The sequence below is a fragment of the Pseudomonas sp. P7548 genome (genome assembly GCF_013386585.1).
In the GTDB taxonomy this organism is placed as follows: Bacteria; Pseudomonadota; Gammaproteobacteria; order Pseudomonadales; family Pseudomonadaceae; genus Aquipseudomonas.
Genome location: NZ_JACARO010000002.1, coordinates 61007 through 87110, shown reverse-complemented (window position 1 = coordinate 87110; position 26104 = coordinate 61007). Strand labels below are relative to the sequence as shown.

Below are 26104 nucleotides of genomic sequence, written 5' to 3'. Positions count from 1 at the left end.
AGTAGAGTCAGGCCTTGCCGTTACAGCTTGACGGCAGAGTCGGGGGGCCGGTGACGCAGGCCACAGGCAAACAGCCCCGGGCTCTTAGCTCGGTCGATAAACGCGCACATTGGCATGCCCCTCACTGAGCAAATGGTGGGCATGCAGGCGACTCATCACGCCTTTGTCGCAATACAGCAGGTACTGACGGCTGTTATCCAGTTCCTTGAAACGCGCGTTCAGTGCGTAGAACGGCAGCGTTTGCACGTCGATGCCAGCGATTTCCAGTGGCTCATCTTCAGCGGCATCCGGGTGACGGATGTCGATGACGATCTGGCCGGCCAGGGCTTCGCTGACTTCTTCGATCTTCACATCCTGGCCCAACTCGTCGATCACGCGATCGATCGGGACCAGCTTGGCGTTCTCGAGCGCACGCTCCAGGATCGCCATGTCGAATTCTTTCTCTTCATGCTCCACGCGGTAACGCTTGGCGTGGGTCTTGGGGTTCACCGAAATGACCCCGCAGTACTCAGGCATGTGCTTGGCAAAGTCGGCGGTGCCGATTTCTTCTGCCAAGTCGATGATGTCCTGCTTGTGGCTGGCGATCAGCGGGCGCAAGACCAGCTTCTCGGTGACGCAATCGATGATCGACAGGTTGGGCAGCGTCTGGCTGGACACCTGGGAGATCGCTTCACCGGTCACCAGCGCATCGATGTGCAGGCGGTCGGCAATGCTCGACGCCGCGCGCAACATCATACGCTTCAATACTACGCCCATATGACCGTTATCGACTTTACCGAGAATTTCTCCCAGCACTTCCTCGAACGGTACGCTCACAAATAGCACGCGTTGGGAGCTGCCGTATTTCTTCCAGATAAAGTGCGCAACTTCCATCACGCCCAATTCGTGTGCACGCCCGCCCAGGTTAAAGAAGCAGAAGTGGCTCATCAGGCCACGGCGCATGATCTGGTAGGCCGCCACCGTGGAATCGAAACCGCCGGACATGAGTACCAGGGTCTGTTCCAGGGCGCCCAGCGGGTAGCCGCCGATGCTGTTGTGCTGGCTGTGGATCACAAACAACCGTTGGTCGCGAATTTCGATACGGACTTCGATTTCCGGCGTTTTCAGCGAGATTCCTGCCGCGCCGCACTCGCGACGCAGCTTGCTGCCGACGTATTTTTCGACGTCCATGGAGCTGAACGGGTGCTTGCCGGCGCGCTTGCAGCGCACCGAAAAGATCTTGCCGGTCAGCGAGTCACCGTAGTGCTGCTTGCACTTCTCGGTGATGTCGTCGAAGTCGCCCAGCGCGTACTCATCCACCTGCAGGAAATGCGCGATGCCCGGCATGCAGCTCAGGCGCTCGGTCATGTCCTTCAAGGCTTTGGCGTCGGTAATGCGGGTTTCCAGCTCGAGGTTGTCCCACACACCGTTCACCACCACAGCCGGGTCCAGGTCTCGGAGCACGGCACGGATGTTCTTGGCCAATTGACGGATGAAACGCGTCCGTACCGGTCGGCTCTTGATGGTGATCTCGGGGAAGACTTTAACGATTAATTTCATGGAAACAGCGCGCGCCGGGCCTGCTGAAAAAGGGGGGCGCGGATTATAGCGGAAATCGCTCAAGGTTTAACCAGTTAATATGCACAACAGGTTGAGCGCACCAAAACAGGTCATTTTCACGAATTAACGCTACATTGCAGTGCGTTATTTTTTCCGTTTCAGCGGATTGCACCGTTATAGGGGCCATTTTGAGGCAAAAAGGCCATGTTGGCGCACTGGCATGCAATTTGCTCCCTTGTGAGGCAGGTTGCCTTGGCGGAGTATCCGCGCCGGCATCACCCACATTCTAAGGGCTAACTCCACTACCCAGCCCGAAGCCACCCGGAGGACACCATGTCGAAGTCGGTTCAACTCATCAAAGATCATGACGTTAAATGGATTGATCTGCGCTTCACGGACACCAAAGGTACTCAGCACCACGTGACCATGCCGGCTCGCGACGCGCTGGATGATGCTTTCTTCGAAGAAGGCAAAATGTTCGACGGCTCCTCCATCGCTGGCTGGAAAGGCATCGAAGCTTCCGACATGATCCTGATGCCGGACGACAGCACTGCCGTGCTCGACCCGTTCACCGAAGACCCAACCCTGATCATCGTCTGCGACGTGATCGAGCCTTCGACCATGCAAGGCTACGACCGCGACCCACGTGCGATCGCCAAGCGTGCCGAGGAATACCTGAAGTCGACCGGTATCGGCGACACTGTATTCGTAGGCCCAGAGCCAGAATTCTTCATCTTTGATTCGGTCAAGTTCAAGTCCGACATCTCCGGTTCCATGTTCAAGATCTTCTCCGAACAAGGTTCGTGGATGTCCGACCAGGACGTGGAAGGCGGCAACAAAGGCCACCGTCCAGGTATCAAAGGTGGCTACTTCCCAGTTCCGCCGTTCGACCACGACCACGAAATCCGTACCTCCATGTGCAACGCCATGGAAGAAATGGGCCTGGTCATCGAAGTTCACCACCACGAAGTGGCGACTGCCGGCCAGAACGAAATCGGCGTGAAGTTCAACACCCTGGTTGCCAAGGCTGACGAAGTTCAGACCCTGAAGTACTGCGTACACAACGTGGCTGATGCCTACGGCCGTACCGCTACCTTCATGCCTAAGCCTCTGTACGGCGATAACGGTTCGGGTATGCACGTTCACCTGTCCATCGCTAAAGAAGGCAAAAACACCTTCGCTGGCGAAGGTTATGCCGGCCTGTCCGACACTGCCCTGTACTTCATCGGCGGTATCATCAAGCACGGTAAGGCCCTGAACGGCTTCACCAACCCGTCGACCAACTCCTACAAGCGTCTGGTCCCAGGTTTCGAAGCACCGGTAATGCTGGCCTACTCGGCGCGTAACCGCTCCGCCTCGATCCGTATTCCTTACGTGTCCAGCCCTCGCGCTCGCCGTATCGAAGCCCGCTTCCCGGATCCAGCAGCCAACCCATACCTGGCCTTCGCTGCCCTGGTAATGGCGGGTCTGGACGGTATCCAGAACAAGATCCACCCTGGCGATGCCGCCGACAAAAACTTGTACGACCTGCCGCCTGAAGAGGCCAAAGAGATCCCACAAGTGTGCGGCAGCCTGAAAGAAGCCCTGGAAGAGCTGGACAAGGGCCGTGCGTTCCTGACCAAAGGCGGCGTATTCAGCGACGACTTCATCGATGCCTACATCGAGCTGAAAAGCGAAGAAGAAATCAAAGTACGCACCTTCGTACACCCACTGGAATACGAGCTGTACTACAGCTGCTAATCCAGTAGCGCTACTTGACGTAGCGTGACAAGAAAGGCCTCCTTCGGGAGGTCTTTTTTTTGCCCAGGCTTTTTGAACACTATAAAAGAGGGCTGGCGCCCTCCCATCAGGAGATCACCGTTGAAACGTCGACTCTTATTTGCCCTGCTATTTGCCAGTGCCAGCGCCCACGCTGCGCCACCCACGCTCGACCCCCTGCTCAACAGCATCGCCGAACGCCTGCAGATCGCCGAACAGGTCGCCCTGAGCAAATGGGACAGCCACAAGCCCGTGGAGGACAAGACGCGCGAACAAGAGGTGATCGCCAGTGCTGCCACCCAGGCACCGAGCTACAAACTGAGCCCTGCTGCCGCCGAGCAGTTTTTCTCGGCGCAGATCGAAGCCAACAAACTGGTGCAGTACACCCTGCTGTCCGACTGGCAGTTCCAGGGCAAGGCGCCCGACGATCCACGCCCGGACTTGGTGAAGCAGATTCGCCCCCGCCTCGACGAACTGCAAAAACGCCTGCTCCAGCAATTGGCGGACTTCACCCCGCAACGCACCGACCCTCAGTGCCCGCAGTGGCTGGCGCAGGCCGTCCACGAACCGCTGAACGAGCCCATGCAACAACTGGCGATGATCCGCGCCACCGCCGAGCTGTGCATCCACAAAGGCTAGAGCCTGCAAACCCCATCAAAACTGTGGGAGCGGGCTTGCTCGCGAAAGCGGCGCATCAGTCAATGAAGATGTCGACTGAAGTACCGTATTCGCGAGCAAGCCCGCTCCCACATTTGAATTGCGCTCATTCAGGTGCTTCCTGAACAACCTTCACAAAACCGCACTATATTGGTGCGACAGGCTGCACCCTTCCCATCGACTCAGCCCATTTTGGTTCGAAACTTCACGAGCAAGCTGGCAGAACGCCACAGTTTCGCGCCTAAAACCCCCATTTCAGGGGTTTCGCGCTTCTTTTCGGAGCCTTGGTTTGGTTTTTGCATTTTCCTTGTATCAGCGTGTGCCCGAAGCCCGCGCCTTGCTCCAAAAGAGGTCCTGATGACCATCAGCGATGCACTGCACCGTTTGCTACTCGACAACCTGACCACCGCGACCATCCTGCTCAATGACGACCTGCGTCTTGAGTACATGAACCCGGCGGCGGAGATGCTCCTGGCCATCAGCGGCCAGCGCAGCCATGGGCAGTTCATCAGCGAATTGTTCACCGAGTCGGCCGAGGCCTTGAGCTCGCTGCGCCAGGCGGTGGAGCAGGCACACCCGTTCACCAAGCGCGAGGCGATGCTCACGGCCCTTACCGGCCAGACGTTGACCGTCGACTACGCCGTGACCCCCATCCTGAGCAACGGCGCCACCCTGCTGCTGCTGGAAGTGCACCCCCGCGACCGCCTGCTGCGCATCACCAAGGAGGAAGCGCAGTTGTCCAAGCAGGAGACCAGCAAGATGCTGGTGCGCGGCCTGGCCCATGAAATCAAGAACCCGCTGGGAGGCATCCGTGGCGCGGCGCAATTGCTGGCCCGCGAGCTGCCCGACGAGAATCTCAAGGACTACACCAACGTCATCATCGAGGAAGCCGACCGCCTGCGTAACCTGGTGGACCGCATGCTCGGTTCCAACAAGTTGCCGTCGCTGGCGATGACCAACGTGCACGAAGTGCTCGAACGCGTCTGCCAGTTGGTGGAGGCCGAAAGCCAGGGCTGCATCACCTTGGTGCGCGACTATGACCCGAGCATTCCCGATGTCTTGATCGACCGCGAACAGATGATCCAGGCGGTGCTCAACATCGTGCGCAACGCCATGCAGGCCATCAGCAGCCAGAACGAGCTGCGCCTGGGCCGCATCAGCCTGCGCACCCGCGCCCTGCGCCAGTTCACCATTGGCCATGTACGCCATCGCCTGGTGACCAAGGTCGAGATCATCGACAACGGTCCGGGCATTCCTGCGGAACTTCAGGAAACCATCTTCTTTCCCATGGTCAGCGGCCGCCCGGATGGCACCGGGCTGGGCCTGGCCATTACCCAGAACATCATCAGCCAGCACCAGGGTCTGATCGAATGTGAGAGCCATCCTGGCCACACCACCTTCTCGATCTTTCTGCCTCTGGAACAAGGAGCCCCATCGACATGAGCCGTAGTGAAACTGTCTGGATCGTCGATGACGACCGTTCTATCCGCTGGGTCCTCGAGAAAGCCTTGCAACAGGAAGGCATGACCACCCAGAGCTTCGACAGCGCCGATGGGGTGATGAGCCGCCTGGCGCGTCAGCAACCGGATGTGATCATCTCCGATATCCGCATGCCCGGCGCCAGTGGCCTGGACTTGCTGGCGCGCATCCGCGAGCAGCACCCACGCTTGCCGGTGATCATCATGACCGCGCACTCGGACCTGGACAGCGCTGTCGCATCCTACCAGGGTGGCGCCTTTGAATACCTGCCCAAGCCGTTCGACGTGGACGAGGCGGTGGCACTGGTCAAACGCGCCAACCAGCACGCCCAGGAACAGCAGAACCAGGAAGCGCCGCCGACCCTGACCCGCACCCCGGAAATCATCGGCGAAGCGCCGGCGATGCAGGAAGTGTTTCGCGCCATCGGGCGTTTGAGCCATTCCAACATCACCGTGCTGATCAACGGCGAGTCGGGCACCGGTAAAGAGCTGGTGGCCCACGCCCTGCATCGCCACAGCCCACGGGCGGCCTCGCCGTTTATCGCGCTGAACATGGCGGCAATTCCCAAGGACTTGATGGAGTCCGAGCTGTTCGGCCATGAAAAAGGCGCCTTCACCGGTGCGGCCAACCTGCGCCGTGGGCGTTTTGAGCAGGCCGACGGCGGCACCTTGTTCCTCGATGAAATCGGCGACATGCCAGCCGACACTCAGACGCGCCTGCTGCGTGTACTGGCTGACGGCGAGTTCTATCGCGTGGGCGGGCACACACCGGTCAAGGTGGACGTGCGCATCATCGCCGCGACCCACCAGAACCTGGAAACCCTGGTGCACGCCGGCAAGTTCCGCGAGGACTTGTTCCACCGCCTTAATGTGATCCGCATCCATATTCCGCGTATGTCGGACCGTCGCGAAGACATCCCGACCCTCGCCCGCCACTTCCTCAGCCGCGCCGCCCAAGAGCTGGCCGTGGAGCCGAAGCTGCTGAAAAGCGAGACCGAGGAGTACCTGAAGAACCTGCCATGGCCCGGCAACGTGCGCCAACTGGAGAACACCTGCCGCTGGATCACGGTGATGGCGTCCGGGCGCGAAGTGCACATCAGTGACCTGCCGCCCGAGCTGCTGAGCCTGCCGCAGGATTCGGCACCGGTGACCAACTGGGAGCAGGCCCTGCGCCAATGGGCCGACCAGGCCCTGGCGCGCGGCCAATCGAATCTGCTGGACAGCGCCGTACCGGCGTTCGAGCGGATCATGATCGAGACCGCGCTCAAACACACCGCAGGTCGCCGCCGCGACGCCGCCGTGCTGCTGGGCTGGGGCCGCAACACCTTGACGCGCAAGATCAAGGAATTGGGGATGAAGGTTGATGGTGGGGATGATGACGAGGGCGATGAAGCCTGACCCCAATTTCTGAATTGCTGGAAATCTAATGTGGGAGCGGGCTTGCTCGCGAATGCGGTGGCTCAGACAGAACATCTGTGCCTGATATACCGCATTCGCGAGCAAGCCCGCTCCCACATTTGGATCTGCACAGGGCGCCATGACCGTGCACCGCTTCAATGCACCATGAACTAGCATCGGGCACGGATCCACTCCCTGAAAGTCCCGCGATGCGGAAAAATTCCTGAAATCCAAAAACACCAAAGCCCCGTATTCCGGGGCTTTGCGCTTTCTGTAGAATTTTTTTGGCACAGCTCGGCCACTCTGGCACGCGCCCTGCAATAACCCTTGTACAACCCAGTTTCGGGGACCTTGGTACAGGCAGGCCGAGAATCCCCTCTTTACACCCGGGGTGCTTGATGCGAACCGCGTCGCGCTCCACACCGCTTTGGGGAACCTCGGTACAGGCAGGCCGGGGATTCCCTCTTTAACACCGAAGCCTTGAAGGCTTCACCCCGTTTTGGGAGCCCTGGTACAGGCAGGCCGGGAACTCCCTTCTTTACACCCGGGGCTTATGTGGCACAGCGCCCATAGCCCCAGCCCGTTTCGGGGACCTTGGTACAGGCAGGCCGGGGATTCCCTCTTTTATTGCTCTTGGAGATGGATCTCCAGCCGCCAGCGGCCATCGACCTTCTCCCCCTTCCACGCTCCACGCAACGGCCGGGCCGCCACCAGGTTCAGCAGCAGGCCGCCATCGGTCTTGCGGGTACGCCAATTCACATCCTTGTCATTGACCTTGAGCTGCCCGCTGGCCGCCTTGCCCTGGGCGTCGAACAGCAAGGCCACGGTGCCGTCGATATGCTCGCCGTGCAGCTTGGGTTCGCTGTTGAACCACACCACCACGCCATCCGCCGCCGTCTCGACCTGCTGCAGTTCGACGGGGTCGGGTGTGGTCAGGCGGCCGATCATCAAGCCGATCATCAGCCCCACAATCGCCAAAGAGCCCATCACTCGTGGCAATAGCTTCGGCCTTGGGTCGTCTTCAGGGGTAGAATGCAGCGCATCTTTACCTTCGGAGCCGTGCATGTTTCACGTCATCCTTTTTCAACCAGAAATTCCGCCGAACACCGGCAACGTTATCAGGCTGTGCGCCAACAGTGGCTGCCACCTGCATTTGATCGAGCCCCTGGGCTTCGACATGGACGACAAGCGCCTGCGCCGCGCCGGGCTGGACTACCACGAGTACGCCACCCTCCAGCGCCATGCCGACCTGGCCAGCTGCCTGGAAAGCCTGGGGCATCCACGGCTGTTCGCGTTCACCACCAAGGGCTCGCAGCCGTTCCATGATGTCAGCTTTGCCGAAGGCGACGCCTTCCTCTTCGGCCCGGAAAGCCGTGGCCTGCCGGCCGAGGTGCTGGACGCCCTGCCCGACGGCCATCGCCTGCGCTTGCCGATGCGCGAGGGCTGCCGCAGCCTGAACCTGTCCAACACCGTAGCCGTCGCCGTCTACGAGGGCTGGCGCCAACTCGGTTTCAAGTAACACCCATAACAAATGTGGGAGCGGGCTTGCTCGCGAAAGCGGTGTGTCAGTCAATGAAGATGTCGACTGAAGTACCGCATTCGCGAGCAAGCCCGCTCCCACATTTTTTACATCGTCGGCTTACTGAACCGTCGACGAACCTTCCTGTTGCATGCGCTGCAGCTCTTGAGCGTACAGGGCATCGAAGTTCACCGGAGCCAGCATCAACGCAGGGAACGAGCCACGGGTGACCAGGCTGTCCAGGGTCTCACGGGCATACGGGAACAGGATGTTCGGGCAGAACGCGCCCAGGGTGTGGCTCATGGACGCTTCGTCCAGGCCCTGGATCAGGAAGATACCGGCCTGTTGCACTTCAGCGATGAAAGCCACTTCTTCGCCGTTCTTGACGGTCACCGACAGGGTCAGCACGACTTCGTGGAAGTCACCTTCCAGGGCTTTCTGACGGGTGTTCAGGTCCAGCGCAACGCTTGGGGTCCATTCCTGGCGGAAGATCGCCGGGCTTTTCGGCGCTTCGAACGACAGGTCACGCACGTAGATCCGCTGCAGCGAAAACTGTGGGCCTTGAGCTTCTGCTGCTTCGGTGTTCTGTTGGTCAGTCATCGCAGATCCTTCTTGATCTTGGGGTCTTTTAGGGTTTAGGAGTCAGACGAGCAGCAGCGCATCGAGTTTACCGGCGCGCTCCAGGGCGAACAGGTCGTCGCAACCACCGATGTGCTTGGCGCCGATCCAGATCTGCGGCACAGACGTGCGCCCCGCCTTCTGGGCCATTTCGGCACGCACCTGGGGTTTGCCGTCGACCTTGATCTCTTCGAAGGCAACGCCCTTTTTCTCCAGCAGGGCCTTGGCCCGCATGCAGTAAGGGCACCAATCGCTGGAATACACGACAACCTGGCTCATATCACTTCACCAGCGGCAGGTTATCGGCGCGCCAGCTGCTGATACCACCAGATAGTTTGGCGGCGGTGAAACCGGTCTTGAGCATTTCGCGGGCATGGGTGCCGGCGTGCTGGCCTTGGGCGTCGACCAGGATGATGGTCTTGGCCTTGTGCTTTTCAAGCTCGGCCAGGCGCGCGATCAGCTTGTCCTGTGGAATGTTCAGGGCACCGACGATATGGCCGGTGGCGAATTCCTTGGCCGGGCGGATATCCACGACAACGGCCTCATCCTTGTTGACCAGCGCGGTCAGCTCCGCCGTGCTCAGGCTGCGGCCACCGCGGCTCAATTCATGAGCGATCAGCAGCGCCAGCAGGATGACGAAGGCACCCACGAGCAGGTAGTGGGCAGTGGCAAATGCAATCAGGTGATCAACCATCAAGGAGGTTCCAGGGCGTTAAAATGGCGGTAAGTATACACAGCCGTCAGGGGGGGCCAACCCCCGTAAAGCGGTGACGTCGTCGGAACTTCGCTTTAAACTGCCACTCCCTTTTCAATTGTCTTCCTTTATTACCGCCGCGAGAGGATCTATGACTACGACGCCTAAACCTTTGGTCCTGATAATTCTCGATGGCTTCGGACACAGTGAAAGCCACCACGACAACGCCGTGTACGCGGCCAACAAGCCGGTACTGGACCGCCTGACCGCCAGCGTACCCAACGGCCTGATCTCCGGTTCCGGCATGGACGTGGGCCTGCCCGACGGCCAGATGGGCAACTCGGAAGTCGGCCACATGAACCTCGGCGCCGGACGAGTGGTATATCAGGACTTCACCCGCGTGACCAAAGCCATCCGCGACGGCGAGTTCTTCGAGAACCCGACCATCTGCGCGGCGGTAGATAAAGCAGTTGCGGCTGGCAAGGCCGTGCACTTCATGGGCCTGTTGTCCGACGGCGGCGTCCATAGCCACCAAGACCACCTGGTCGCCATGGCCGAACTGGCCTTCAAGCGCGGCGCCGACAAGATCTACCTGCACGCCTTCCTCGACGGCCGTGACACGCCGCCAAAAAGCGCGCAATCGTCCATCGAACTGCTGGACGCCACGTTCGCGGCGCTGGGCAAAGGCCGCATCGCCAGCCTGGTCGGCCGCTACTTCGCCATGGACCGCGACAACCGCTGGGACCGCGTATCCCAGGCCTACAACCTGATCGTCAACGGCCAGGCCGAATTCAACGCCGCCACCGCCCAGCAAGGCCTGGAAGCCGCCTACGCCCGTGGCGAGAGCGATGAGTTCGTCAAGGCCACCACCATCGGCGAACCGGTGAAGGTCGAAGACGGCGACGCCGTGGTGTTCATGAACTTCCGCGCCGACCGCGCCCGCGAACTGAGCCATGTGTTCGTCGATGACGGTTTCAAGGACTTCGAGCGCTCGCGCCAGCCGAAAGTCGAGTTCGTGATGCTCACCCAATACGCCGCCAACATCCCGGCCCCGTCGGCTTTTGCCCCGGGCAGCCTGGAAAACGTACTGGGCGACTACCTGGCGAAAAACGGCAAGACCCAGCTGCGCATCGCCGAAACCGAGAAATACGCCCACGTGACCTTCTTCTTCTCCGGCGGGCGCGAAGAACCGTTCCCGGGCGAAGAGCGCATCCTGATCCCGTCGCCAAAAGTCGCCACCTACGACCTGCAGCCAGAAATGAGCGCGCCGGAAGTGACCGACAAGATCGTCGACGCCATCGACAACCAGCGCTATGACGTGATCGTGGTCAATTACGCCAACGGCGACATGGTCGGCCATAGCGGCAATCTGGACGCCGCGATCAAGGCCGTGGAGTGCCTGGACACGTGCGTCGGCCGTATTGTCGACGCCCTGGAAAAGGTCGGCGGCGAAGCGCTGATCACCGCCGACCACGGTAACTGCGAGCAGATGTCCGACGAGTCCACCGGCCAAGCCCACACCGCTCACACCACCGAGCCGGTACCGTTCATCTATGTCGGCAAGCGCGACCTGAAAGTGCGCGAAGGCGGTGTGCTGGCAGATGTGGCGCCGACCATGCTGAAGCTGATGGGGCTGGAGAAGCCGGCCGAGATGACCGGTACATCGATCCTGGTTTAACCCTCACAAGCGCCGCGAGCCCCTGTGGGAGCTGGCTTGCCTGCGATAGCGTCAACTCGGTATCGCTGAAACACCGAGGTGTCCGCATCGCAGGCAAGCGAGCTCCCACAAGGTCAAGAGGCGCTTTTGAGTATGTCTTTTTGCCATACCCCCGCCACTCAGCACCTATCTTGCGGCCCAGCCCGAATTGGGCATTTTTTTTGCCGCGCTTGGCGGGCATACTAGGCCGTCCCTTTCCCTGGTGTCGCCCGCCTCTATGCTTCGCGCCTTGATTACCCTCGCTCTTGTCTGCCTGCTCCAACCGGCGTTTGCCGACGAGCGCGCACAAACCCAACAACAGTTGGACGCTACGCGTCAGGACATTACCGAGCTCAAAAAGCTGCTCGGCAAGCTCCAGGAAGAGAAATCCGGGGTACAGAAAGACCTGCGCGGCACGGAAACCGAGATGGGCAAGCTCGAGAAGCAGGTCCAGGAGCTACAAAAAGAATTAAAGAAGAGCGAGTCGGAACTGGAGCGACTCGACGCTGAGAAAAAAAAACTCCAGAGCGCACGCGTTGAACAGCAACGCCTGATCGCGATCCAGGCCCGCGCCGCCTACCAGAGCGGTCGCCAGGAATACCTGAAGCTGCTGCTCAACCAGCAGAACCCGGAAAAATTCGCCCGCACCCTCACCTATTACGACTACCTGAGCAAGGCGCGCCTGGCGCAATTGAAGGGTTTCAACGAAACCCTGCGCCAACTGGCCAACGTCGAGCAGGAAATCGCCGACCAGCAGTCGCAACTGCTGGATCAGAAAACCGCTCTCGACACCCAGCGCGACCAGCTCGACAAAGTCCGTAAGGAACGCCAGCTGGCCCTGGCCAAGCTGAACGACGACGTAAAAGCCCGCGACGCCAAGCTGCAGGCACGCGAGCAGGACCAGGCCGACCTGGCCAAAGTGCTCAAGACCATCGAAGAAACCCTGGCCCGCCAGGCACGCGAGGCCGAAGAAGCGCGGCAAAAAGCGCTGATCGCCCAGCAGGAAGCCGAAAAAAAGCGCCAGCGTGAGGCCGAGCTGGCAGCCAATTCGGATGCCCCGGCGCCCCGCAAACCGGCACATGCTGCGCCCGGCCCGCTGGTTTCCAGCAGCGGCGAGTCCTTCGGCGGCCCTTTTGCTTCAGCTCGCGGCAAACTTCCATGGCCAGTTGATGGTCGATTACTGGCACGCTTTGGTGAAACCCGCGGCGATGACACCCGGGCCAAGTGGGACGGCGTGATGATCAGCGCCGCTGCCGGCAGCCAGGTTCATGCGGTGCACGGTGGGCGCGTGGTGTTTGCCGATTGGCTGCGCGGGGCCGGTTTGTTGGTGATTCTTGACCACGGTAATGGCTATTTGAGCCTTTACGGCCACAATCAGACTTTACTCAAGTCGGCAGGTGATGTTGTAAAAGCCGGTGAATCCATCTCCACTGTGGGTAACAGTGGTGGCCAGGACACCCCGGCGCTGTACTTCGCTATTCGTCAGCAGGGTCGCCCGAGCGATCCTGCACAATGGTGCCGTTCCCAAGGATAGGGCCGCATCTACATTAGGAGTTCGTTCGACATGCTGCATTTGTCCCGCCTCACTTCGCTGGCCCTGACGATCGCCCTCGTGATCGGCGCGCCTCTGGCTTTCGCCGACCAGGCCGCACCGGCTGCGCCTGCCGCCACGGCAGCGACCACCAAGGCGCCGCTGCCGCTGGACGAGCTGCGCACCTTTGCCGAGGTCATGGACCGGATCAAGGCAGCCTATGTCGACCCTGTAGACGACAAAACCCTGCTGGAGAATGCCATCAAGGGCATGCTCAGCAACCTTGACCCGCACTCCGCCTACCTGGGGCCTGAAGACTTCGCCGAGCTGCAGGAAAGCACCAGCGGCGAGTTCGGCGGCCTGGGCATTGAAGTGGGTTCCGAAGACGGCAACATCAAGGTGGTGTCGCCGATCGATGACACCCCGGCGTCCAAGGCTGGCATCCAGGCCGGTGACTTCATCGTCAAGATCAACGGCCAGCCGACCCGTGGCCAGACCATGACCGAAGCCGTCGACAAGATGCGCGGCAAGATCGGCCAGAAAATCACCCTGACCCTGGTGCGCGACGGCGGCAACCCGTTTGACGTGACCCTGGCCCGCGCGACCATCACGGTCAAGAGCGTGAAGAGCCAGCTGCTGGAGTCGGGCTACGGCTACATCCGCATCACCCAGTTCCAGGTCAAGACCGGCGACGAAGTGGCCAAGGCCCTGGCCAAGCTGCGCAAGGACAACGGCAAGAAGCTCAACGGCATCGTGCTCGACCTGCGTAACAACCCAGGCGGCGTACTGCAGGCCGCGGTGGAAGTGGTCGACCACTTCATCACCAAAGGCCTGATCGTTTATACAAAAGGTCGTATCGCCAACTCCGAACTGCGCTTCTCGGCCACCGGCAATGACCTCAGCGAAGGCGTGCCACTGGCCGTGCTGATCAACGGCGGCAGCGCCTCGGCTTCGGAAATCGTTGCCGGCGCCCTGCAAGACCAGAAACGCGGCGTGCTGATGGGCACCACCAGCTTCGGCAAAGGCTCGGTACAAACCGTGTTGCCGCTGAACAACGATCGCGCACTGAAGATCACCACGGCGCTGTACTACACGCCGAATGGTCGCTCGATCCAGGCCCAGGGCATCGTTCCGGACATCGAAGTGCGCAAGGCCAAGATCACCAACGAGGCCGACAGCGAGTTCTACAAAGAGGCCGACCTGCAAGGCCACTTGGGCAATGGCAACGGTGGCGCCGACCAGCCTACCGGCAGCGGCACCAAAGCCAAGCCGATGCCGCAGGACGACGACTACCAACTGGCCCAGGCGCTGAGCCTGCTCAAGGGCTTGAGCATCACCCGCAGCCGTTGATATGCGTTTTGCCCTGATCATCGCTGTGCTGTGCAGCCTGGCCGGAGTCGCCCACGCGACCCCGGCCGGCGAGCCTCACAAAGCCTACCTCACCCTGATCATCGACGACCTGGGGCAGAACCTGCCCCGGGATCGGCGCGTGCTGGACCTGCCTGGGCCGGTGACCACGGCGATCATGCCCGACACACCCCACGCCGCCGAATTCGCCCGCGAAGCCCACAAGGCCGGCAAGATCGTGATCCTGCACATGCCCATGGACCCGGCAACCGGCCCGTTCGCCTGGCACCCCGAGCTGCCCCTCGAAGAACTCGGCAAGCGCCTGGACGCCGCGTTCAAGGCCGTGCCCTATACCGCTGGCATCAACAACCACATGGGCAGCCGCATGACCGCACAGCCCGCCGCCATGGCATGGTTGATGGCCGAGCTGCAACGGCGCAACAAGTTCTTTGTCGACAGCCGTACCAGCGCGCAAACCGTCGCCGCCGCCGAGGCACAGAAGATTGGCCTGGCGCACGTCTCGCGGGATGTGTTCCTCGATGACGAACGCACCGAAGCAGCGATCACCACGCAACTGCAGACGGCCATCAAGCTGGCCCACAAGCAGGGTTCAGCCGTCATGATCGGCCACCCCTACCCCCAAACCCTCGCGGTGCTGGAGCGTGAGCTGCCCAAGCTCAAGGACCAGGGCGTTGACTGGATCGATATCAAGTTGATGATCAGCGTGCGCAGCAACCAGGCGATGGCGGCACATGGAAAAAACGGCACCTACCTTCCCGCGCGTAGATAGATACCACTCGGCGGCGCCCGCGCTGCTCGATAGTTGAGGCTTCAATCAACTGGAGAGCCCTCCATGAAGCCTCTGCAATTCAACGACCTGCTCATCAGCTTTACCAGCGAGTTCCTGCCCCTGTGGAATGACAAGGGCTCGGGTGCGCGCAAAGCCGTCAGCCTGTGGCGGCCCAGCGCAACGTCCGATGCGCTGAGCTCGTTTTTCTCCCTGGGGGATGTTGCGGTCGGTCATTACCGCAATATCAACCAAAGCAAAGTCGTCGCCTTGGTCAGCGATGTCAACAAAACCGACGGCACCGCCCTGCGTCCGCCAGTCGACTACCAACGGGTATGGCATGACGAAGGAACCGGGGCGCGAAACAATGCGTCCATCTGGCGCCCACTGCCACCCGAAGGCTACGTGGCGATGGGGCTGGTGTTCGGGGTCGATTACGACAAGCCTTCACGCCATGCCGTGCGTTGTATCAGGGAAGACCTGGTGATGCCGGCTCAAGTAGGCGACCTGATCTGGAACGACAAAGGCAGCGGCTCCACCAACGACTTGAGTCTCTGGTCGACCGCCCTACCTGACGCTTGCGCAGGCGAACTCTATCTGGCGCCGGGTACATTCATCGGCACTGACAGCTATGCCAAGACGGGCCTTGCCGCCTATTCGCTGCGCCTGGCGCTCACTGCGCAGCTCAGCGACCTGCCACCGCCGCCCGCCCTCCTCGGGTATGAAAGCCCCCAGCAGGAGGAAACCGCCTCCGCGCTGCACGTGTGCGAATTGCCGTGGTTCTGCGTAAAAGACCTGGAACTGACGGCAACCGAGCAGCTCGGGACGTCGCCGGTTTATCGGCTGGAGCGTACTGATCGCCACGTGCTCGCAGGGTTTGGGCATAACACCGAGGCAACCAGCCAGCCGTTCATGTGGACAGCCACCAAAGGTGAGTTGGGTGGGAATGTCAAAGCATTGGCAGCCAACACCAGCGTGGAACTTGGCAAGGAATGGCCTGCTGGCGAACATGTCTTTGAGCTGAATTTTTCAGCGCATCTGGGTCGGGAGTTCACCCATACGCTGCGCTCGGCAAAAGGCTGGAGCCATTCTGCACCGCTTGAAATCATCACGTACGTGCCGCCGAAAAAAGCCGTTGCGGCTTACCTTCTGCACAGTGAATACCGTTTGCTGCGCGAGGATGGCAGCCAGGTGTCAGGCACCGTCGTCTATAACAATGGCGACCATGTGTACTTGAGCGAATCCTCCAACGTTGAGCCAACGCCCGAAGCGGTAACGCCACCGGTCGAAGTTCCTCAGGCAGAGCCGGAGCTAGAGGTAACGGGCCATGATCTGGTCGACAACACCCTCATTCCGTAACTGATCGAGTGCCGCCTGAAGCTTTGCGACCAGATCATCCGGTACGTCTTTGTTCAGCGCCAGGTACAACTGGGCACTGTTGAAGCGCAACACGGTTTTCAATTCGGTCACCCCGACCTGGCGGGCCAGGTAACGGCCCGCCGGATCACCGGTGGCCCACAGGTCGATCTGGCCATCCACCAGCTTTTGCGCGTTGTCCTGGTCGCGCAGGGCAACGATCGGGTTGAGGCCCTGCTTCTCCAGGGTCTCGGCGATGGCGTCACCTTTATAGGCCCCAATCTTGTAGCGCCGCGCCTGCTCCAGGTCGGCCAACTGGATCTTGCTGTCGGCCTTGGCCAGCATCACCCAATCGTCCGGGCCGATGGGGCCGACCCATTTGAACAGGGCTTCACGGTCTGGCAGGCGGGCCATCACGAACACGCCGTAACCGGGTTTTTCCAGGGCGAGCTTGTAGATTCGCTCCCAAGGAAACCGCAGGGTGAGGTTGTAGGAAACGCCGGCACGCTTGAAGGTCTCACGCACGATGTCCACGGCGATGCCTTCGATGTTCTCTTCCTTGGCGAAGTTCTTGCCGTTTTTCGCCATGTTGTAGGGCGGGAAATTTTCCGTCAGCAACACCAGGGCGGCGTCAGACGGCTCTTCGGCATGGGCCGAGCCCGCCAGGAAGATGGACGTACTGGCGAGGGCAAGCAGCAAGTGTTTGAACATGAAGGTTACCGAAATCCATGGCAAGCGCAGAGAGTGCCCCGCCCCTGCCATGGTGTCCAGCAGCGTTTAGCGAACGACGATACCGCGCGCCGCCATGTAGGCCTTGGCCTCGGGCACGGTGTATTCGCCAAAGTGGAAAATGCTCGCGGCCAGTACGGCACTGGCATGGCCTTCGGTCACGCCGTCGGCCAGGTGCTGCAGGTTGCCAACACCACCTGACGCGATCACCGGGATGCCCAGCGCATCGCTGATGGCGCGGGTCACGCCCAGGTCGAAGCCGTTTTTCATGCCGTCCTGGTCCATGCTGGTCAGCAGGATCTCACCGGCACCCAGGCCTTCCATCTTCATCGCCCACTCCACCGCATCCAGCCCGGTAGGTTTGCGGCCGCCATGGGTGAAGATCTCCCAGCGCGGGGTTTCGCCCGGGCCGGAAACCTTCTTGGCGTCGATGGCAACGACGATGCATTGGGAGCCGAAGTGCTGCGCGGCTTCGCCGACAAACTCCGGGTTGAACACCGCCGCCGTGTTGATCGAGACCTTGTCCGCGCCGGCGTTGAGCAGGTTGCGGATGTCTTGCACGGTGCGCACGCCACCGCCCACGGTCAGCGGGATGAAGACCTGGCTGGCCATGCGTTCCACGGTATGCAGCGTGGTGTCGCGACCGTCGACGCTGGCGGTGATGTCGAGAAAGGTAATCTCGTCGGCACCCTGCTCATCGTAGCGACGGGCGATTTCCACCGGGTCACCGGCATCGCGGATGTTCTCGAACTTGACGCCCTTGACCACGCGACCGTTGTCGACGTCCAGGCAAGGGATGATGCGTTTGGCCAGCGCCATGGTCAGTCCTCAGCCGTTGTAGGCGTCGCAGTAAGCCTGGGCTTCGGCGACGTCCAGGGTGCCTTCATAGATCGCGCGGCCGGTGATGGCGCCGATGATGCCGGGCGCTTTGGCGTCCAGCAGCGACTTGATGTCACCCAGGTTGTGAATGCCACCGGAAGCGATCACCGGAATCCTGGTCGCGGCCGCCAGGGCAGCGGTGAACGGTACGTTACAGCCCTGCATCATGCCGTCTTTGGCGATGTCGGTATAAACGATGGCGGACACGCCGTCGGCTTCGAACTGCTTGGCCAGGTCGATCACCTGCACGGTGCTGATCTCAGCCCAGCCGTCGGTGGCGACAAAACCGTCCTTGGCGTCCAGGCCTACGATGACCTTGCCCGGGAACGCGCGGCAGGCTTCGGCGACGAAGGCCGGGTCTTTCACGGCCTTGGTGCCGATGATCACGTAGCTCACGCCCGCCTTGACGTAGTGCTCGATGGTTTCCAGGGAGCGGATACCGCCACCGATCTGGATCGGCAGGTTCGGGTAGCGCTTGGCGATCGCAGTGACCACTTCACCGTTGACTGGCTGGCCTTCGAAGGCGCCGTTCAGGTCCACCAGATGCAGGCGACGGCAGCCCCCTTCCACCCATTTGGCAGCCATGCTCACCGGGTCATCGGAAAACACGGTGGAGTCTTCCATGCGGCCTTGGCGCAGGCGTACACAAGCGCCGTCCTTGAGATCGATAGCGGGGATAATCAGCATCTGGCAAACCTTATTCGATATTCAGCAATGCTTAGGAAATCAGGGTTTCTCAAGCGACCACAGGTCGCTTTCGATGCTTTCGAACCTTTCCTTAAGGAGCGTCTGCGTGTCGAAAATCGCCCTGTTGTAATAGTGCGGCGCAACTTCGGTGGTAAACAGCTCAAGAATCTCGGCGACCTCGAACGAGCCCAGGCTGAGCTCGAAGCGGTCTTCCATGAAGCGCTTGATCTTCTGCGTCGCCTCACGCTCCTGTTCGGGCGTGAGGTTCAGGATCGGCAGCTTCGGCTTCTTGGCCATTTACCAGCGACCGTCCCACGCCGCGAAGTTCTGCAGCAATTGCAGGCCATGGGTATGGCTCTTCTCCGGGTGGAACTGCACGGCAAAGCGCGAACCTTCAGCCAGTGCGGCGGCAAAATCGACGCCGTAATGCCCGCCACCCACCACCTGGCGCGGGTTACCGGCGGCGATGTAGTAGCTGTGCACGAAGTAGAAACGCGCCAGGTCCGGAATGTTGTGCCACAGCGGGTGATCCACTGTCTGGCTGACTTCGTTCCAGCCCATGTGCGGGACTTTCAGGTGGGCGCCGTCTTCATGCAGATCTTTGCCGAAGAACTTCACCTGACCCGGGAACAGGCCGATGCAGTCGACGCCATCGTTCTCTTCACTGCGGTCGAGCAAGGCTTGCATGCCCACGCAGATGCCGAGAAACGGGCGGTCCTGGCTGACTTCACGCACCAAGCCGTCAAAGCCCAGGCGGCGGATCTCGGCCATGCAGTCGCGAATCGCGCCAACGCCCGGGAACACCACCCGGTCGGCTTCGCGAATCACGCTGGCATCGCTGGTAATCAGCACCTTACCGGCACCTACGTGCTCGAGGGCCTTGGCCACCGAGTGCAGGTTACCCATGCCGTAATCGATAACCGCGACGGTTTGCATTACAGGACGCCCTTGGTCGAAGGCATTTGCCCGGCCATGCGCTCATCCAGCTCCACAGCCATGCGCAGCGCGCGGCCGAAAGCCTTGAACACGGTTTCGATCTGGTGGTGGGTGTTGGTGCCGCGCAGGTTGTCGATGTGCAAGCTGACGAGTGCGTGGTTGACGAAACCCTGGAAGAATTCCTGGAACAGGTCGACGTCGAAGCCGCCCACGGTGGCGCGGGTGTAGGGCACGTGCATCTGCAGGCCTGGGCGGCCGGAGAAATCGATAACCACGCGCGACAGCGCTTCGTCCAGCGGGACATAGGCATGGCCGTAGCGACGGATGCCTTTCTTGTCGCCGATGGCCTTGGCAAACGCCTGGCCGAGGGTGATGCCCACGTCTTCCACCGTGTGGTGGTCGTCGATGTGCAGGTCGCCCTTGCTGACGATATCCAGGTCGATCAGCCCGTGACGGGCGATCTGGTCCAGCATGTGCTCAAGAAAAGGTACACCGATATCAAATCGGGCCTTTCCGGTGCCATCCAGGTTGATCGAGGCTTTGATCTGGGTTTCCAGAGTGTCGCGCTCGACGGACGCCTTACGTTCGGCCATCACCAGCTCCGCAAAATCATTGGGCGAAAAAGGCAGCCATTATAGGGGCGCGGGCGCCAAACAGAAACATCGGAGGGGATAAGACTGACGAGTTGAAGCGAGGAATGTCGGGGATAGACATGTGCATACAAGCAAAAGCCGACTCATTGTAGTGAGCGGGCTTGCCCCGCGCCGGGCTGCGTAGCACCCCAACATCTCTCACCGCAGCATCACGGTGAATCTATTGGGGTCGCTTCGCGACCCAGCGGGAGCACGCTCCCTCGCCACAACAAGCCGGCTCCTACAGGGATTTACATCAGTGGAACAGTACGGCGGTTTTCTGCAGGGTGACCCACACGCCCCACGCCAGCGGGATGCCCACTACCAGCCAGGCCGCAATGGCCAATGGCACGGTGCCGGACGCGGCTTTCCACTCCAGGGAAGTGGTGGCGTCCGCGCCTTTGTCGTGGCCCAGCGCCTGTTCGGCGGCCAGTTCGGCGTCGGTCATGAAGTACTTGTCGGCCACCGGGCGAACCAGCAGGTTGCAGAGGAAGCCCAGCACCAGCAGGCCAGCCAGGATGTACAGGGTGATGTCGTAGGCGGCAGCGCGTTCCACGCCGATGCTCAGTTGATATTCACGCAGGTAGTTCACCAGCACCGGGCCCAGCACGCCCGCAGCAGCCCAGGCCGTCAGCAGGCGGCCGTGGATCGCGCCCACCATCTGTGTGCCGAACAGGTCGGCCAGGTAAGCCGGAACGGTCGCAAAACCACCGCCGTACATCGACAGGATGATGCAGAACGCCGCCACGAACAGCGCCACGTTGCCCAGGTGCCCCAGGTTCGGGATCAGCGCGTACAGGGCAAAGCCCAGGGCGAAGAACACGAAATAGGTGTTTTTACGGCCCAGGTAGTCGGAGAACGACGCCCAGAAGAACCGTCCACCGATGTTGAACAGGCTCAACAGACCGGTGAAGCCTGCCGCGATCGCCGCGATGGACGCCAGTTGACCGGCGTCCAGCTGGCCGAACGGCACATCCACGCCCAACAGCTTGCCGCCGAACACTTCCTGCAGCAGGGGCGAGGCCATGCCGAGGATGCCGATACCAGCGGAAACGTTCAGGCACAGCACCAGCCATACCAGGCGGAATTGCGGGGTTTTCCAGGCCACGTTCACGTGGACGTGACGGTGGGTGATCATCGCATTGCTGGCTTTTTTCGCCGGCGCGGTCCAGCCCTCAGGCTTCCAGCCGGTCGGCGGAACACGGTAGGACAGCGCGCCACCGATCATGAACACGAAATAGATCGCAGCCATCACCAGGAAGCTCTGCCAGACGCCAACGCTGGTTGGCGTTGCGAAGTGGCCCATCAGTGCTGCCGCCAGGGGAGCGCCGACCATCGCGCCGCCGCCGAAGCCCATGATCGCCATGCCAGTAGCCATGCCACGTTTGTCCGGGAACCACTTGATCAGGGTCGACACCGGCGAAATGTAGCCCAGGCCCAGGCCGATACCGCCAATGACGCCGGAGCCGATCCACATCAGCCAGATCTGGTGGGTATAGATACCCAACGCCGAGATCAACAGGCCGCCACACCAGCACAGTGCCGATACAACGCCAGCCTTGCGTGGCCCGGCGTGTTCCAGCCAGCCGCCCCAGATCGCTGCCGAACAGCCCAGGAAGATGAAGAACAGGGTGTAGATCCAGCCCAGCATGGAGATGGGCCAGTCGCATTGGGACGAGAAGACTTGCGCGATGAAGCTCATGTCCGGCGCACAGGCGACCGGTGCGGTGATGCCCAACGCCTTGGACAGCGGCAGCCAGAACACCGAGAAACCGTAGGCCATGCCGATGCACAGGTGAATGGCCAGGGCGGCCGGCGGAACCAGCCAGCGGTTGAAGCCTGGCTTGGCGATGATGCGCTCCTTGGACAGGAACGCAGGCTGTGCGGCAGTATGGCCTGCCGCAGTGCTAGTGCTCATTGGTGTTTCCCCCAGTTATTAGTATGTGCCCGTCAGGCGCTCTCTCCCTCGACCTTGCACGCAGAGCGTTGGCCGTTGTTGTTGAGTAAAGCTCCATTTAAACGCGACGCTATGTCGCAGACGACAGACGAACCTGCGCAGATTAGCACCAGTGGATGACAGAAAAACCAAACTGATATCACCTTTTTCGGGAAATCTGTTTTGTTTGACGCCAGAATCCCGTTCCCCGGGCGCTGGATACAATGTAACGATCCGGGCACTGACGTGAGCCGTCGGGCGTTATACTCTGCGGCTAAATTTTGAATTCGACATACAAGGACTCGCCCATGAAAGCGTTCGGCAAAATCCTGGGTCTGGTACTTCTCGGGCTGTTGCTGATCATTGTGGCCCTGGGCTTTGCCCTGACCCACCTCTTCGATCCCAACGATTACAAAGACGAGATTCGCCAGATTGCCCGCGACAAGGCCCACATCGAGCTGACGCTCAATGGCGATATCGGCTGGAGCCTGTTCCCCTGGCTGGGCCTGGAGTTGCATGAAGCCAGTGTGGCGACCATGACCAACCCGACCCAACCGTTCGCCGACCTGCAGATGCTCGGCCTGTCCGTGCGCGTGCTGCCGCTGCTGCGCCGAGAAGTGCAGATGAGCGACGTTCGCGTAGAGGGCCTGAACCTGCGCCTGAGCCGCGACAAGCAAGGCCACGGCAACTGGGAAGACATCGGCAAGAACGTGAGCGAGACCACTGCCGGCGCGCCGACGCCTGCTGAGAAACCTGCCGAAGCCGAGCCGGAGAAACCGCCGAAGCCAATCCGCCTGGACATCGACAGCCTGACCATCAACAACGCCCGCGTTGAATACAACGATGAGCAGACCGGCAAGCAATACAGCGCCGAAAGCATCCAGCTGAGCGCCGGCGCCGTGCACGAAGGCGCGAGCATCCCGCTGAAGCTCACCGCATTCCTGGGCACCAACCAGCCGCTGATGCGCGTCAAGACCGAGCTGAACGGCAACCTGCGCATCCAGCGTGCGCTCAAGCGCTACCAGTTCGAAGACATGAAGCTCAGCGGCGAAGCCACCGGCGAGCCCCTGCAAGACAAGACTGTGACGTTCTCCACCCAGGGCCAGTTGCTGGTAGACCTGGCGGCCAACATTGCCGAGTGGACCAACCTCAAGCTGTCGGCCAACCAGCTGCGCGCCCTGGGCGAAGTGAAGGTCAACGACCTGAACAAGACGCCGCAAGTGAGCGGTGCCCTGTCCATTGCCCAGTTCGACCTGGCCAAGTTCCTCGACAGCATTGGCCACCCGTTGCCGGCCATGGCCGAGGGCAGCCTGAGCAAAGTCGAGCTGGTCAGCCGCCTCAAGGGCACGCCCACCAGCGTGGCCCTGGAAGACTTGAACCTTAAGCTCGACGGCAGCACCTTCACCGGCCGCGTTGCCGTGGATGATTTCGCCAAGCAGTCCCTGCGGGTGCAACTCAAGGGCGACACCTTCAACGCCGACAACTACCTGCCGGCCAAGTCCGAGTCTGCCAAAGGCGCCAGCGCCGCACGCCAGGCGGAAGTGCAGAACAGCGAAGCCGGCGCCATGGCCGCCGGTGGCACCACCCCGCTGCCGGACGCCCCGACCAAAGGCGCCTGGAGCACCGACAAGCTGCTGCCCCTGACACGCTTGCGCACTCTGGATGTGAACGCCGATTTGTCCTTCGGACAACTGACCCTGAGCAAACTGCCGATCCAGAACGCCGCACTGAAAGCCTCCGGCATCGATGGTCAGCTCAAGCTCGACACCCTCAGCGGCGGGCTCTACAACGGCACCTTCCAGGCCAACGGCTCGCTCGATGTGCGCCAGGACATTCCGGTACTCGCGCTGCAAAGCCATATCAAGCAAGTGCCGGTTGAACGCATCCTGCAAGCCCAGGGGCAAAACCCGCCGGTGAAAGGCCAGATCACCCTCGACAGCAACCTGACCGGCCGCGGCAACAGCCAGAAGGCGCTGATCGACAGCCTCAACGGCACGGCAAGCTTTGTGATCAACAACGGCGTGCTGCTCAACGCCAACCTTGAACAGCAACTGTGCACCGGCATCGCCCTGCTCAACCGCAAGACATTGAGCACCACGCCCCAAGGCAAGGACACCCCGTTCCAGGAACTGCGCGGCAACCTGACGTTCCGCAACGGCGTGGCCAACAACCCGGACCTGAAAGTCCGCATCCCTGGCCTGACTGTCAACGGCAACGGTGACATCGACCTGCGCGTGCTGGGCATGGACTACCGCGTTGGCATCATCGTCGAAGGCGACCAACGCGACGTACCGGACCCAGCGTGCCAGGTGGGCGCCAACTTCCAGAACATCGAAGTACCGCTGCGCTGCCGTGGCCCCCTGGAACTGGGTGCCAAGGCTTGCCGACTGGACAAGGACGGCTTGAGCCAAGTGGCCATCAAGGCCGCAGGCAACAAGCTCAGCGAGAAGCTGGAAGAGAAGCTCGACAAGGTCAACCCGCAACTTAAAGACGCTTTGAAGGGCCTGTTCAAGCGATGAGAAACGAGCAGTTTTCAACGGCGGTGCTGGACTGGTACGACCGCCATGGTCGCCATGACCTGCCCTGGCAACAGGGCATCACACCTTATCGGGTGTGGGTCTCGGAGATCATGCTGCAACAGACCCAGGTGAGCACCGTGCTCAATTACTTCGACCGTTTCATGGCCTCGCTGCCGACGGTCGAAGCCTTGGCGGCCGCGCCGGAAGATGAGGTGCTGCACCTGTGGACCGGCCTGGGTTACTACACCCGGGCGCGCAACCTGCAGAAGACCGCCAAGATCGTGGTCGCCGAGTACGGCGGTGAGTTTCCCAAGGATGTCGAAAAACTCACCGAGCTGCCTGGCATCGGCCTGTCCACTGCAGGCGCAATCGCCAGCCTGAGCATGGGCCTGCGGGCGCCGATCCTCGACGGCAACGTCAAGCGCGTGCTAGCGCGCTTTACGGCGCAGGAGGGTTACCCGGGCGAGCCGAAGGTGGCCAAGCAGCTGTGGGCCACCGCAGAGCGCTTCACGCCCCACGATCGCGTCAACGCCTACACCCAGGCGATGATGGACATGGGCGCCACCCTCTGCACCCGCAGCAAGCCCAGCTGCCTGCTGTGCCCGCTGGAAAAAGGCTGCGAAGCCCACATGCTGGGCCTGGAGACGCGCTACCCGATCCCCAAGCCGCGCAAGACCATCCCGCAGAAACGCACGCTGATGCCGATGCTGGCCAACGCCGAGGGCGCGATCCTGCTTTACCGTCGCCCGTCCACCGGCCTGTGGGGCGGCCTGTGGAGCCTGCCGGAGCTGGATGACCTGCAAGACCTGGAACACCTCGCCAACCAGCACGCACTGGCGCTGGGCGCACAACAGGAACTGCCGGGACTGATCCACACCTTCAGCCACTTCCAGCTGGCTATCGAACCCTGGCTGGTGCGGGTCGAGGAATCCGCCCATCACGTGGCCGAGGCCGACTGGCTCTGGTATAACCTCGCCACCCCGCCGCGCCTGGGCCTTGCCGCCCCGGTGAAAAAACTGCTGAAGCGCGCGGCCGATGTATTGAATGCAGGAGAGTCGTCATGACCCGCACCGTAATGTGCCGCAAGTACAAAGAAGAATTGCCAGGCCTGGAACGCCCTCCTTACCCGGGTGCCAAGGGCCAGGATGTGTTCGAACACGTCTCCGCCCAGGCGTGGGCCGATTGGCTGAAACACCAGACCCTGCTGATCAACGAAAAACGCCTGAACATGATGAATGCCGAAGATCGTAAATACCTGGCAGGCGAGATGGACAAGTTCTTTTCCGGCGAAGATTACGCCAAGGCCGATGGCTACGTTCCACCTGCTCAATAATTGATCAAAAACCGGGGTCAGCACGTAAGCGACGGTAATAATTAAATATTTTTCGAAAACTTGCTTGACGACCCC

Annotated in this window: 25 protein-coding genes; 13 read left to right on the top strand and 12 right to left on the bottom strand. The window is 61.1% G+C overall.

Annotated elements, in window-relative coordinates; translation table 11 throughout:
- Positions 1-84: 84 nt before the first annotated feature.
- Positions 85-1539 carry a tRNA uracil 4-sulfurtransferase ThiI gene (thiI, locus tag HX803_RS00995; RefSeq protein ID WP_178918551.1) on the bottom strand — a complete coding sequence of 485 codons (1455 nt, stop codon included), beginning with the start codon at positions 1537-1539 and terminating at the stop codon, positions 85-87.
- A 333-nt stretch (positions 1540-1872) separates the two neighbouring features.
- On the opposite strand from thiI, the gene glnA reads away from it, so the two are divergent.
- The 4 genes from glnA (at position 1873) to ntrC (ending at position 6830) form a co-directional block, all read left to right on the top strand.
- Positions 1873-3279, top strand: a complete 1407-nt coding sequence (gene glnA / locus HX803_RS00990) for a glutamate--ammonia ligase (RefSeq protein WP_024072899.1) — start codon at positions 1873-1875, stop codon at positions 3277-3279.
- A gap of 120 nt (positions 3280-3399) precedes the next feature.
- Positions 3400-3936 carry a chorismate mutase gene (locus HX803_RS00985; RefSeq protein ID WP_178918550.1) on the top strand — a complete coding sequence of 179 codons (537 nt, stop codon included), beginning with the start codon at positions 3400-3402 and terminating at the stop codon, positions 3934-3936.
- Between the two features lie 375 nt (positions 3937-4311).
- Complete coding sequence (glnL, locus tag HX803_RS00980) at positions 4312-5397, top strand: nitrogen regulation protein NR(II) (RefSeq protein ID WP_016979130.1); 1086 nt, start codon at positions 4312-4314, stop codon at positions 5395-5397.
- Positions 5394-6830, top strand: a complete 1437-nt coding sequence (ntrC, locus tag HX803_RS00975; RefSeq protein ID WP_017529547.1) for a nitrogen regulation protein NR(I) — start codon at positions 5394-5396, stop codon at positions 6828-6830. Before glnL ends, ntrC begins: the two co-directional genes overlap by 4 nt.
- 624 nt (positions 6831-7454) lie before the next feature.
- On the opposite strand, the gene HX803_RS00970 is transcribed toward ntrC, so the two are convergent.
- Complete coding sequence (locus HX803_RS00970) at positions 7455-7895, bottom strand: hypothetical protein (RefSeq protein ID WP_178918549.1); 441 nt, start codon at positions 7893-7895, stop codon at positions 7455-7457.
- Between HX803_RS00970 and HX803_RS00965 the strand changes: the two genes are divergently transcribed.
- Positions 7894-8349: a tRNA (cytidine(34)-2'-O)-methyltransferase gene (locus tag HX803_RS00965; protein ID WP_016979127.1), complete on the top strand. Its 456-nt coding sequence runs from the start codon at positions 7894-7896 to the stop codon at positions 8347-8349. The two genes, HX803_RS00970 and HX803_RS00965, sit on opposite strands and share 2 nt — an antisense overlap.
- A 120-nt stretch (positions 8350-8469) precedes the next feature.
- On the opposite strand, the gene secB is transcribed toward HX803_RS00965, so the two are convergent.
- Genes secB through HX803_RS00950 form a run of 3 tightly spaced genes read right to left on the bottom strand, consistent with a single transcriptional unit; the run spans position 8470 to position 9661 of the window.
- Positions 8470-8949: a protein-export chaperone SecB gene (secB, locus tag HX803_RS00960; protein ID WP_012721755.1), complete on the bottom strand. Its 480-nt coding sequence runs from the start codon at positions 8947-8949 to the stop codon at positions 8470-8472.
- Between the two features lie 42 nt (positions 8950-8991).
- Positions 8992-9246 carry a glutaredoxin 3 gene (gene grxC, locus HX803_RS00955; RefSeq protein WP_010213876.1) on the bottom strand — a complete coding sequence of 85 codons (255 nt, stop codon included), beginning with the start codon at positions 9244-9246 and terminating at the stop codon, positions 8992-8994.
- A gap of 1 nt (position 9247) precedes the next feature.
- A complete protein-coding gene (locus tag HX803_RS00950) occupies positions 9248-9661 on the bottom strand; it encodes a rhodanese-like domain-containing protein (protein ID WP_176997282.1) in 414 nt (137 codons plus the stop codon).
- Between the two features lie 151 nt (positions 9662-9812).
- Between HX803_RS00950 and gpmI the strand changes: the two genes are divergently transcribed.
- From gpmI to HX803_RS00925, 5 genes are all read left to right on the top strand, one after another.
- Positions 9813-11339, top strand: coding sequence for a 2,3-bisphosphoglycerate-independent phosphoglycerate mutase (gpmI, locus tag HX803_RS00945; RefSeq protein ID WP_178918548.1), 1527 nt, complete (start codon positions 9813-9815; stop codon positions 11337-11339).
- Between the two features lie 256 nt (positions 11340-11595).
- Positions 11596-12891: a murein hydrolase activator EnvC gene (locus HX803_RS00940; protein ID WP_178918547.1), complete on the top strand. Its 1296-nt coding sequence runs from the start codon at positions 11596-11598 to the stop codon at positions 12889-12891.
- Between the two features lie 30 nt (positions 12892-12921).
- Entirely contained in the window at positions 12922-14238 is a 1317-nt protein-coding gene (locus tag HX803_RS00935; protein ID WP_178918546.1) for a S41 family peptidase, read from the top strand.
- Between the two features lies 1 nt (position 14239).
- The gene (locus HX803_RS00930; RefSeq protein ID WP_178918545.1) at positions 14240-15025 is read left to right on the top strand and encodes a divergent polysaccharide deacetylase family protein; all 786 of its coding nucleotides are present in this window, start codon (positions 14240-14242) and stop codon (positions 15023-15025) included.
- Positions 15026-15088: 63 nt separating this feature from the next.
- On the top strand, positions 15089-16381 hold the full coding sequence (locus HX803_RS00925) for a Vps62-related protein (RefSeq protein ID WP_178918544.1): 1293 nt from the start codon (positions 15089-15091) through the stop codon (positions 16379-16381).
- Here the strand turns inward: HX803_RS00925 and HX803_RS00920 are convergent.
- The 7 genes from HX803_RS00920 to HX803_RS00890 all read right to left on the bottom strand — a co-directional run bounded on the left by HX803_RS00920 (position 16334) and on the right by HX803_RS00890 (position 22159).
- Positions 16334-17089 carry an ABC transporter substrate-binding protein gene (locus HX803_RS00920; RefSeq protein ID WP_178918543.1) on the bottom strand — a complete coding sequence of 252 codons (756 nt, stop codon included), beginning with the start codon at positions 17087-17089 and terminating at the stop codon, positions 16334-16336. The genes HX803_RS00925 and HX803_RS00920 overlap by 48 nt on opposite strands.
- Positions 17090-17155: 66 nt before the next feature.
- Positions 17156-17926 carry an imidazole glycerol phosphate synthase subunit HisF gene (hisF, locus tag HX803_RS00915; RefSeq protein ID WP_016972251.1) on the bottom strand — a complete coding sequence of 257 codons (771 nt, stop codon included), beginning with the start codon at positions 17924-17926 and terminating at the stop codon, positions 17156-17158.
- A 9-nt stretch (positions 17927-17935) separates the two neighbouring features.
- Complete coding sequence (hisA, locus tag HX803_RS00910; RefSeq protein WP_008435688.1) at positions 17936-18673, bottom strand: 1-(5-phosphoribosyl)-5-[(5-phosphoribosylamino)methylideneamino]imidazole-4-carboxamide isomerase; 738 nt, start codon at positions 18671-18673, stop codon at positions 17936-17938.
- 39 nt (positions 18674-18712) lie between these two features.
- The gene (locus HX803_RS00905; protein ID WP_178918542.1) at positions 18713-18970 is read right to left on the bottom strand and encodes a DUF2164 domain-containing protein; all 258 of its coding nucleotides are present in this window, start codon (positions 18968-18970) and stop codon (positions 18713-18715) included.
- Positions 18971-19609, bottom strand: coding sequence for an imidazole glycerol phosphate synthase subunit HisH (hisH, locus tag HX803_RS00900; protein WP_178918541.1), 639 nt, complete (start codon positions 19607-19609; stop codon positions 18971-18973).
- A complete protein-coding gene (gene hisB / locus HX803_RS00895) occupies positions 19609-20202 on the bottom strand; it encodes an imidazoleglycerol-phosphate dehydratase HisB (protein ID WP_017849940.1) in 594 nt (197 codons plus the stop codon). Before hisB ends, hisH begins: the two co-directional genes overlap by 1 nt.
- Positions 20203-20497: 295 nt before the next feature.
- Positions 20498-22159, bottom strand: a complete 1662-nt coding sequence (locus HX803_RS00890; RefSeq protein ID WP_178918540.1) for an OFA family MFS transporter — start codon at positions 22157-22159, stop codon at positions 20498-20500.
- Positions 22160-22485: 326 nt separating this feature from the next.
- On the opposite strand from HX803_RS00890, the gene HX803_RS00885 reads away from it, so the two are divergent.
- The 3 genes from HX803_RS00885 to HX803_RS00875 are packed head-to-tail and all read left to right on the top strand — an operon-like array spanning position 22486 to position 26029.
- Positions 22486-24696, top strand: coding sequence for an AsmA family protein (locus HX803_RS00885; protein ID WP_178918539.1), 2211 nt, complete (start codon positions 22486-22488; stop codon positions 24694-24696).
- On the top strand, positions 24693-25760 hold the full coding sequence (gene mutY / locus HX803_RS00880) for an A/G-specific adenine glycosylase (protein ID WP_178918538.1): 1068 nt from the start codon (positions 24693-24695) through the stop codon (positions 25758-25760). The genes HX803_RS00885 and mutY overlap by 4 nt, the downstream gene beginning before the upstream one ends.
- Positions 25757-26029 (top strand): oxidative damage protection protein, encoded by a 273-nt coding sequence (locus tag HX803_RS00875; protein ID WP_178918537.1) that lies wholly within the window; start codon positions 25757-25759, stop codon positions 26027-26029. The genes mutY and HX803_RS00875 overlap by 4 nt, the downstream gene beginning before the upstream one ends.
- Positions 26030-26104 lie beyond the last annotated feature (75 nt).

Excerpts from the sequence above, each read along its gene's own strand:
- HX803_RS00925 (WP_178918544.1), top strand. The coding sequence starts at position 15,089 with ATGAAGCCTCTGCAATTCAACGACCTGCTCATCAGCTTTACCAGCGAG.
- HX803_RS00885 (WP_178918539.1), top strand. The coding sequence starts at position 22,486 with ATGAAAGCGTTCGGCAAAATCCTGGGTCTGGTACTTCTCGGGCTGTTG.
- HX803_RS00970 (WP_178918549.1), bottom strand. The coding sequence starts at position 7,895 with ATGCACGGCTCCGAAGGTAAAGATGCGCTGCATTCTACCCCTGAAGAC.
- grxC (WP_010213876.1), bottom strand. The coding sequence starts at position 9,246 with ATGAGCCAGGTTGTCGTGTATTCCAGCGATTGGTGCCCTTACTGCATG.
- mutY (WP_178918538.1), top strand. The coding sequence starts at position 24,693 with ATGAGAAACGAGCAGTTTTCAACGGCGGTGCTGGACTGGTACGACCGC.
- secB (WP_012721755.1), bottom strand. The coding sequence starts at position 8,949 with ATGACTGACCAACAGAACACCGAAGCAGCAGAAGCTCAAGGCCCACAG.
- gpmI (WP_178918548.1), top strand. The coding sequence starts at position 9,813 with ATGACTACGACGCCTAAACCTTTGGTCCTGATAATTCTCGATGGCTTC.
- hisA (WP_008435688.1), bottom strand. The coding sequence starts at position 18,673 with ATGCTGATTATCCCCGCTATCGATCTCAAGGACGGCGCTTGTGTACGC.
- HX803_RS00930 (WP_178918545.1), top strand. The coding sequence starts at position 14,240 with ATGCGTTTTGCCCTGATCATCGCTGTGCTGTGCAGCCTGGCCGGAGTC.
- hisB (WP_017849940.1), bottom strand. The coding sequence starts at position 20,202 with ATGGCCGAACGTAAGGCGTCCGTCGAGCGCGACACTCTGGAAACCCAG.
- HX803_RS00905 (WP_178918542.1), bottom strand. The coding sequence starts at position 18,970 with ATGGCCAAGAAGCCGAAGCTGCCGATCCTGAACCTCACGCCCGAACAG.
- hisF (WP_016972251.1), bottom strand. The coding sequence starts at position 17,926 with ATGGCGCTGGCCAAACGCATCATCCCTTGCCTGGACGTCGACAACGGT.
- HX803_RS00920 (WP_178918543.1), bottom strand. The coding sequence starts at position 17,089 with ATGTTCAAACACTTGCTGCTTGCCCTCGCCAGTACGTCCATCTTCCTG.
- ntrC (WP_017529547.1), top strand. The coding sequence starts at position 5,394 with ATGAGCCGTAGTGAAACTGTCTGGATCGTCGATGACGACCGTTCTATC.
- HX803_RS00890 (WP_178918540.1), bottom strand. The coding sequence starts at position 22,159 with ATGAGCACTAGCACTGCGGCAGGCCATACTGCCGCACAGCCTGCGTTC.
- HX803_RS00950 (WP_176997282.1), bottom strand. The coding sequence starts at position 9,661 with ATGGTTGATCACCTGATTGCATTTGCCACTGCCCACTACCTGCTCGTG.
- glnA (WP_024072899.1), top strand. The coding sequence starts at position 1,873 with ATGTCGAAGTCGGTTCAACTCATCAAAGATCATGACGTTAAATGGATT.
- HX803_RS00965 (WP_016979127.1), top strand. The coding sequence starts at position 7,894 with ATGTTTCACGTCATCCTTTTTCAACCAGAAATTCCGCCGAACACCGGC.
- HX803_RS00940 (WP_178918547.1), top strand. The coding sequence starts at position 11,596 with ATGCTTCGCGCCTTGATTACCCTCGCTCTTGTCTGCCTGCTCCAACCG.
- thiI (WP_178918551.1), bottom strand. The coding sequence starts at position 1,539 with ATGAAATTAATCGTTAAAGTCTTCCCCGAGATCACCATCAAGAGCCGA.
- glnL (WP_016979130.1), top strand. The coding sequence starts at position 4,312 with ATGACCATCAGCGATGCACTGCACCGTTTGCTACTCGACAACCTGACC.
- HX803_RS00935 (WP_178918546.1), top strand. The coding sequence starts at position 12,922 with ATGCTGCATTTGTCCCGCCTCACTTCGCTGGCCCTGACGATCGCCCTC.
- HX803_RS00875 (WP_178918537.1), top strand. The coding sequence starts at position 25,757 with ATGACCCGCACCGTAATGTGCCGCAAGTACAAAGAAGAATTGCCAGGC.
- hisH (WP_178918541.1), bottom strand. The coding sequence starts at position 19,609 with ATGCAAACCGTCGCGGTTATCGATTACGGCATGGGTAACCTGCACTCG.